Here is a 2,565-nt window from a genome sequence, read left to right on the forward strand (position 1 = left end):
GCCGGACGGGATCGAGCTGGGCACGCGAGGCGCGATCCGTCTCAGGAGTGCTGGCCTGTCGAAGACCGGTCCCACACAGCTGGACCTGGGCGGTGCCGCCTTTGCACCGAAGTTCGTACCGTTCAAGACTGATTGCGAAGTGTGGCGCACCAATCTCAACTCTGTTCCGCCGCCAGCAGTGGCACCAGCACCAGAAGCGACGCAGTGGCCGCAAGGCACGGCGAACTCGGGAGCAGTTCAGTCGGCGCCTCCAGCACCGGCGCCGGCCCCTGAGGGCGCGGCTACAGCAGCACCTCAAGCGCCGGGGGGGCAGCAAGACGCCGCGACCGACGCCGATACTGAATCGTCATCCTCGGCCGGTGGTTTCTTTTCGCGCCTCTTTGACCGGAGCACGATACATGTACACGAAAACGATCCAGCAAATGCGCCCAAAGATATCAAACTTCCGTCTGACAGTGACGGTAAGGACGGCAATAACTATGTGACCGATCCAATTCAGCTTGCGAATCCGTCACCTTGCAATTGGGCTATGCCTGATTTTGATCTTGTCTATCAACATCGGATGGAAATCGCACCTTATTTCCCCTGGGAGGATGAGCATACGCACTACCTCAAGCCAAACGGGGATTGGGTGTTGATGGGCTCGGATGGGAGCGCCTATCCGACGAAATTCAACGTTGAGTACGATGATCAGATGAAAACGCTAACAGCTTCTGTAAAGGTTGGCGTTTTCCTGAAAGACCTTTATGAAATTGATCCGGCAACAAGTGAGCCGAAAAAACTACCAAATGGTTCGAACAAAAGCGTCCCGTATGATAGTACCGCAAACGGCGCAAATTCGAAAAATGATCCAAACCTGCCTGGCTTTCGGACTGTCGGTCGCGATAAGACGGATTATGATTTTTTAGCAAAATCTTCAACGATCGCTGAAACATTAAATCAAAATTCCTACAAACTTATTCTCGACGGTTGCTCAAAAGGAGCGGCTTGCGGCTGCCGAATTTCAGTCAAGTTCAAGGTTGCATTTGTTGTTCTCAAATCTCAGGCCGATCCTCAGACGGCGGAGTGTAATAAGGTCATCAATCTGTATCCGTATGCGTCGAGAGATGACTCCGCCAATTGGGGGGAAGTCGGGGCGCGATTTGACCTAAAAAAGGGAGGTTATGTTGCATTCGGGGCTGACTACACTGCGGCCCACGAGTGCGGTCATCTGTTTAATCTTCCTGACGAATACTATTCTGCGGCGGGTGCCGTACATGAACAGTATGTTGTCGAGCAACAACTTCAGTTTGCCAAGGGGCATCTATTGGCTGGTGCAAGCACGTGGCAAATAGATTCACAAATCAATCTGATGGGGCACGGCGCAAGAACAAAAGTGGCGAGTGGCGTAAAGCCTACGATTCCACCTTATTACATGGAATATCTGCGTCGTTGGATGACCCAATACACCAATAAAAAATGGCGTATTGGGATTCAAGGAAAATGATTCATATTAATGTGCGCCGACCATGAAAGAGATATTCTTTCTATATTTTGTTTTGCTGTCGCCATTCCTTGGAGTTAATGTTATGGCCTCTGGAAATACTGCAAACGGGCAGCAGCCGAAGCAGTGGTCGCTTTTTTGGGGTGGTGATTGGCGGGCTGGCGATTACGTCGTTTCGGTTGATGAATCAGGATTGGCAAGGCTGACGTTGTTCGACACTGCAAACAACGAAAACGCCCACGGCGCAGGTATTCTAGAGGGCAGTGGCGATCTATACGACAGAAAGGCTGCCGAGGAAGTGAGGCAAGCACTTTGTGATCCAAATAGTCAAGCGGGTCGAGGGCTTGAGGTCACGCCAACCGATGCGCCAGCGATCTTTTCTGCATCATGTAACGTCAACGGCGAGGTGCAGGAGAGAAAAGGGCACATTGCACTGTTGCCCGAGGAACTTTTCAAAAAAGCAACGAAAAACGCTGGCCTTGTACATGCAGACCTTGTGCGATCGGGGCGCAAGAAAATATGGATCAACGCGTCAGTCCTTAAGGTAGAAAAGCAAGGCAACGACTTTATTGTCACAGTCAGAATCATTAACTGTGGAAAGGAGGCTCTTTCATTCAGACGGCCTGATATTTGGTCGGGAAAATCCCGCGAGGAAACGCTTTCAGTCGGAGCGGTCAACCTTGACCATTCGGGATACGGTGGCTGGGAATTCGACTTGGCAGGTCAGCCTTTGGAAAACAAGGCAGAGTTCAAGGACGAGGTTGTGATACTGGAGGGAGGCGGCTTCCGTGATTTCGCTTTTCGGGCGAAGCCGAAAGACCAGTCCAAGGCTGGTGATTATGCATTCTCCTTGGATGCTTGGTTATACATCGACTGGATGGAAGGTCGAGAAAAACGGCGCGCTCACGTTGACTTCTACTCAGGGACGGACGGTAGAACGATTATCAAAATGGATCGCGACTACCCGTCAACGCCAAAAGAACGTGAAGAATGGGAAGCGACACATCGCACGAGCATGTTGCTTCAGCCTGTCGGGCCAGGCGAAACGTTCGCGGAAGATGGCCTGTATCGCGCCGTGCGTC

At 51.8% G+C, this 2,565-nt stretch carries 1 protein-coding gene and 1 pseudogene; both read left to right on the forward strand.

Going from position 1 to position 2,565, the window contains the following annotated elements:
• A pseudogene (locus tag AB4Y32_RS40210) lies at positions 1-1,486 on the forward strand (hypothetical protein); the annotation flags it as partial.
• Positions 1,487-1,508: 22 nt separating this feature from the next.
• Positions 1,509-2,565: hypothetical protein (locus tag AB4Y32_RS40215; protein WP_368726547.1), on the forward strand; the 1,057-nt coding region annotated here is incomplete at its 3' end.

Source organism: Paraburkholderia phymatum, from assembly GCF_040965635.1.
Lineage (GTDB): Bacteria > Pseudomonadota > Gammaproteobacteria > Burkholderiales > Burkholderiaceae > Paraburkholderia > Paraburkholderia phymatum_B.